We start from the raw sequence: 5386 nt of genomic DNA on the forward strand, positions 1-5386 counted from the left end.
GGCTCCCAGTAGACGACTGGGTTGATAGGCCGGATATGGAAGCCCTGTGAGGGGTGGAGTTGACCGGTACTAATAGGCCGAGGGCTTGTCCTCAGTTGCTCGCGTCCACTGTGTTGTTCTGAAACAACGACCGCCCTGTCGGCGGGTCGACAGTTTCATAGTGTTTCGGTGGTCATAGCGTGAGGGAAACGCCCGGTTACATTCCGAACCCGGAAGCTAAGCCTCACAGCGCCGATGGTACTGCAGGGGGGACCCTGTGGGAGAGTAGGACGCCGCCGAACAATTCTTCAGAAAAGGCCCGCCCGGGTTACCGGGTGGGCCTTTTCGCGTTCACCGGAAATCGGATGAAAACGGGCGGAAGGGCCCGGGGCGACCCCCGCCGAGTGGCTGCTTCTTCGTCAATATGCCGCTAAAACCGCCTGATCAGCGGACTGATCAGCGGAAAATCGCTGCTCACGCCGTAGTCTCGAAGGCAGGGGGAACAGGTGTCCGGGGGTGGCTCCCGGGCAGAGCCGGATCAAGAATGGTGCTCATGGGACGAGGCAGGCTGCGCATCTACCTCGGGGCGGCCCCCGGGGTCGGCAAGACGTACGCCATGCTCGCCGAGGCACACCGGCGGCAGGAGCGTGGCACGGACGTCGTGGTGGCGTTCGTGGAGGACCACGGCCGGCGACGGACCGCGGACCTCGTCGCCGGGCTGGAGGTCGTGCTGCGGCAGCAGGTGGTGCACCGGGGCGCCCGGTTCTCCGAGATGGACCTGGACGCCGTGCTGGCGCGCCGCCCGCAGGTGGCGCTGGTGGACGAGCTGGCCCACACGAACGTGCCGGGCTGCCGCAACGAGAAGCGCTGGCAGGACGTCGAGGAGCTGCTCGCGGCCGGGATCGACGTGATCTCCACCGTGAACGTGCAGCACCTGGAGTCGCTCGGGGACGCCGTCGAGGGCATCACCGGGGTGCGCCAGCGGGAGACCGTCCCGGACGAGGTGGTCCGCCGGGCGGACCAGATCGAGCTGGTGGACATGTCCCCGCAGGCGCTGCGGCGACGGCTGGCGCACGGCAACGTCTACATGCCGGAGAAGATCGACGCCGCGCTCGCCAACTACTTCCGCCCGGGCAACCTGACCGCGCTGCGCGAGCTGGCGCTGCTGTGGACCGCGGACCGGGTGGACGAGTACCTGCAGAAGTACCGCGCGGAGCAGGGCATCGTCGGCACCTGGCAGGCCCGGGAACGGATCGTGGTCGGCCTGACCGGCGGCCCGGAGGGGGCCACCCTGATCCGCCGGGCGGCCCGGATCGCGGCCCGGGTCTCCGGCGGCGAGCTGCTGGCTGTGCACATCTCCCGCTCGGACGGGCTGGCCGGCACCGGCTCGCCGCAGACCCTGATCGAACAGCGCGCGCTGGTGGAGAGCCTCGGCGGCTCCTTCCACAACGTCCTGGGCGACGACCCGGCCGAAGGGCTGCTGGACTTCGCCCGCGGCGTGAACGCCACCCAGATCGTGCTCGGCACCAGCCGCCGGCCCGGCTGGCAGTACCTGTACGGGCCGGGCGTCGGCACCCTGGTCACCCAGAAGGCCGGGGACATCGACGTCCACATGGTCACCCACGAGCACGCCGGGCACGGGCGCCGCGGAAAGATACCCGTGCGGCGGACCACCGACCTCGGCCGGACCCGGACCGTCGCCGGCTGGCTGATCGGGCTGGCCGGCCCACCGCTGCTGGCACTCGTGCTGACCGCGATCGGCGGGCTGGGCCTGTCCACCGACATGCTGCTGTTCCTGTCGCTGACGGTGCTGGCGGCGCTGGTCGGCGGGCTGCTGCCGTCGATCGGCTCGGCGCTGGTCGGCTCGTCGGTGCTGAACTTCTACTTCACCCCGCCGCTGCACACCTTCTCCATCAACGAGCCGCAGAACATCATGGCGGTGGCGATATTCACCGTCGTCGGCTGCTCGGTCGCCTCCGTGGTGGACCTGGCGGCCCGGCGCACCCACCAGGCGGCCCGCGCCCAGGCCGAGGCGCAGACCCTCAGCGCGCTGGCCGGCACCGTGCTGCGCGGCGCCCCGAACGGGGACGGCGTGCTGACCGCGCTGATGGAACAGGTCCGGGAGACCTTCGCGCAGGAGAGCGCCGCGCTGCTGGAACGCCCGGAGCCGACCGGCGGCTGGGTGGCGGTCGCCACCGCGGGACCGCGCCCGCCGGAGCGGCCCGAGGAGGCCGACGTGGACGTGCCGGTCGGCGAGAGCCTGGCGCTGGTGCTGCGCGGCCGGGTGCTGCCCGGCGCGGACCGGCGGCTGCTGGGTGCCTTCGCCGCCCAGGCCGCCGTGGTGCTGGAGCGCCGCCGGCTGGCCCGGGAGGCCGCCGCCGCGCGCCGGGAGGCCGAGGGCAACCGGATCCGCACCGCTCTGCTGGCCGCCGTCTCGCACGACCTGCGCACCCCGCTGGCCGGGATCAAGGCCTCGGTGAGCTCACTGCGCTCGGCCGACGTGCAGTGGGACCCGGAGGACGAGGCCGAGCTGCTGGCCGGCATCGAGGCCGGGGCCGACCGGCTCGACCACCTGATCAACAACCTGCTCGACATGAGCCGGCTGCAGACCGGCACCGTCACCCCGCTGATCCAGGAGACCGACCTGGACGAGGTGGTCCCGTACGCGCTCGGCGGCGTGCCGCCGGAGTCCGTCCGGCTGGACGTGCCCGAGACGCTGCCGATGATCCGGGCCGACGGCGGCCTGCTGGAGCGCTCGCTGGCCAACCTGGTCGAGAACGCCGTCAAGTACAGCCCGGAGGGCGTCAAGGTGCTGGTCAAGGCCGACGCCCTGGAGCCGCCGGGCGGGCCGGGCCGGGTCGAGCTGCGGATCGTGGACCGCGGCCCGGGCGTGCCCGAGGACGCCAAGGAACGGATCTTCGCGCCGTTCCAGCGGTACGGGGACGCCCCGCGCGGCGCCGGGGTCGGCCTCGGCCTCGCGGTGGCGCGCGGGTTCGTCGAGGCGATGGACGGTACCGTCACCGCCGAGGACACCCCCGGCGGCGGCCTCACCATGGTCGTCAGCCTGCCCGCCGCCGAGCGGCCGCCCGAACCGGACGGGCCGCCCGGCGAGGGCAGCGACCCGCTCTCGGAGCTGATCACGTGAGAGCCGGGCCTCGCGGCTGAGGTCCGGCCGGTCGGGCGGGAGCGGCCGGCCCGACCGCGCACCGGCGAGGGCCGCCGCTCCCCGGCGGCCCGCGCCGCAGCCGTACGAACAGCCAAGACACAGTCCGTTAGATCCGACAGCCCGAAAGGCGGAGCCCGTAAATGACCCGGGTCCTCGTCGTGGACGACGAACCGCAGATCGTCCGCGCACTGGTGATCAACCTCAAGGCCCGCAAGTACGAGGTCGACGCGGCCCATGACGGGGCGAGCGCGCTGGAACTGGCCGCCGCCCGCCATCCGGACGTCGTTGTCCTCGACCTGGGCCTGCCCGACATGGACGGCGTCGAGGTGATCCGCGGCCTGCGCGGCTGGACCCGGGTGCCGATCATCGTGCTGTCGGCCCGGCACGCCTCCGACGAGAAGGTCGAGGCCCTGGACGCCGGCGCCGACGACTACGTCACCAAGCCCTTCGGAATGGACGAGCTGCTCGCCCGGATGCGGGCCGCCGTGCGCCGGGCCGAGCCGGTCGCCGGGGAGGACGACTCGCTGGTCGTCACCGAGAGCTTCACCGTCGACCTCGCCGCCAAGAAGGTCAACCGGGACGGCACCGACGTACGCCTCACGCCCACCGAGTGGCACCTGCTGGAGGTCCTGGTCCGCAACGCCGGCCGGCTGGTCAGCCAGACCCAGCTGCTGCAGGAGGTGTGGGGCCCGGCCTACCGCACCGAGACCAACTACCTGCGGGTCTACCTCGCCCAGCTGCGCCGCAAGCTGGAGCGCGACCCTTCGCACCCGCGCCACTTCATCACCGAACCGGGCATGGGCTACCGCTTCGAGAGCTGACCGGGACGGCCCCCGGCGGCGGCGACGCCTGCCGCCGGGGCCCCCGAACCCGGTACCCTGCCGACATGAGTGGTGACATCAGCAGGGGCCAGCCGCAGGGGCGGTTCCGCCGCATGCTCAACCGGCTGACCTCCTCGGCCGAGGAACTGGACGCCGAGGACCTGCGCCAGGAGAGCGCCGCCGAGTCGGGCTGCACGCCGATCGCCGGCTGCACCGACCGTCAGCTGGTCACCGTCGCGGGCACCCTGCGCACGGTGACGCTCCGCCCGCGGGCCGGGGTGCCGGCCCTGGAGGCCGAGCTCTTCGACGGCACCGAGGCGCTGGAGGTCGTCTGGCTGGGTCGCCGCTCGATCGCCGGCATAGAGCCGGGCCGCCGGCTCGTCGCCAGCGGCCGGATCAGCCACGCACGCGGGCGCCGCGTGCTGTTCAACCCCCGCTACGAACTGCGTCCGGTCGGACACGGGAGCGAATGAGCGTGAGCAACCACCCCGGCGGAGACGCCGCCCGGATCGACCTGGACGCCACCGACGTGGCCGCCTGGCAGGACGCCGCCGCCGCGGAGGCGGTGGACGGACTGGCCCGGTCGATCGACGGCACCGGCCCGGCCGCCGACCGGCCGCTCGACCCGGCGGCCGCCGAAGCCGCCCGGCAGGCCGCCTCCAAGGAGGCCGCCGACACCGTCCTCCAGGCCTTCGGCGGCGTGCGCGGCATGATCGACATGACGCTGCCCGGCCTGGTCTTCATCGTCACCTACAACGTCACCCACCAGGTCAGCGCCGCGGCCTGGGCCGCGCTCGGCCTCAGCGCCCTGTTCGTGGTGGCCCGGCTGGCCCGGCGGGAGACCATCCAGCACGCCTTCAGCGGCGTGTTCGGCGTCGCCCTCGGCGCCTGGATCGCCATGAAGAGCGGCAAGGCCGAGGACTTCTACCTGCCCGGCCTGCTGTGGAGCGTCGGCTACTGCGCCGCCATGGCGGTCTCCGCCGTGGTCCGCTGGCCGATGATCGGGGTGATGCTCGGCCCGATCACCGGCGAGATGTTCACCTGGCGCAAGGAGAACCCCGGCCGGCTGGCCGCCTACACCAAGGCGACCTGGGCCTGGGTGGTGATCATGGGCCTCAAGCCGGTGATCCTCTTCCCGCTGTACTTCACCCACAACGTCAACCTGCTCGGCTGGCTGAAGGTCGCCCTCGGCATCCCGCCGCTGCTGCTGGCGATGTACGTGACCTGGCAGATCCTGCTGAAGGCGCCGCCGCCGATCAAGGCGCAGCTGGACGACGAGGAGGAGCCGGCCAAGTAGCCGCTCTCCGTCCCGGTACGGCCGAGGGGGCGCCCCCCCCCCCCGGGGGGGGGGGCGCGGCCCGCGGCGCGGGGGGGGGGGGAGGGGGGGGCGCGAGGGGGGGGGCGGGGGGGGGGGCCCGCC

Annotated in this window: 4 protein-coding genes and 2 rRNA genes; all 6 read left to right on the plus strand. The window is 72.9% G+C overall.

The window, feature by feature from the left end:
• Positions 1–93: ribosomal RNA gene (locus ABTZ03_RS01825) — 23S ribosomal RNA — on the plus strand; the annotation flags it as partial.
• 71 nt (positions 94–164) lie between these two features.
• A 5S ribosomal RNA gene (rrf, locus tag ABTZ03_RS01830) occupies positions 165–281 on the plus strand.
• Between the two features lie 251 nt (positions 282–532).
• Positions 533–3124, plus strand: coding sequence for a sensor histidine kinase (locus tag ABTZ03_RS01835; RefSeq protein ID WP_350510879.1), 2592 nt, complete (start codon positions 533–535; stop codon positions 3122–3124).
• A 161-nt stretch (positions 3125–3285) separates the two neighbouring features.
• A complete protein-coding gene (locus ABTZ03_RS01840; RefSeq protein ID WP_033351413.1) occupies positions 3286–3966 on the plus strand; it encodes a response regulator in 681 nt (226 codons plus the stop codon).
• Between the two features lie 65 nt (positions 3967–4031).
• Positions 4032–4439 carry an OB-fold nucleic acid binding domain-containing protein gene (locus tag ABTZ03_RS01845; RefSeq protein WP_350510880.1) on the plus strand — a complete coding sequence of 136 codons (408 nt, stop codon included), beginning with the start codon at positions 4032–4034 and terminating at the stop codon, positions 4437–4439.
• Positions 4440–4441: 2 nt separating this feature from the next.
• Positions 4442–5263, plus strand: a complete 822-nt coding sequence (locus ABTZ03_RS01850) for a DUF3159 domain-containing protein (protein ID WP_350510881.1) — start codon at positions 4442–4444, stop codon at positions 5261–5263.
• The last annotated feature ends 123 nt before the right edge of the window (positions 5264–5386 follow it).

Origin of the sequence: Kitasatospora sp. NPDC096077 (assembly GCF_040303245.1) — a bacterium.
In the GTDB taxonomy this organism is placed as follows: domain Bacteria; phylum Actinomycetota; class Actinomycetes; order Streptomycetales; family Streptomycetaceae; genus Kitasatospora.

Coding starts and splice junctions, on each gene's coding strand:
- ABTZ03_RS01835 (WP_350510879.1), top strand. CDS start 533: ATGGGACGAGGCAGGCTGCGCATCTACCTCGGGGCGGCCCCCGGGGTC.
- ABTZ03_RS01840 (WP_033351413.1), top strand. CDS start 3,286: ATGACCCGGGTCCTCGTCGTGGACGACGAACCGCAGATCGTCCGCGCA.
- ABTZ03_RS01845 (WP_350510880.1), top strand. CDS start 4,032: ATGAGTGGTGACATCAGCAGGGGCCAGCCGCAGGGGCGGTTCCGCCGC.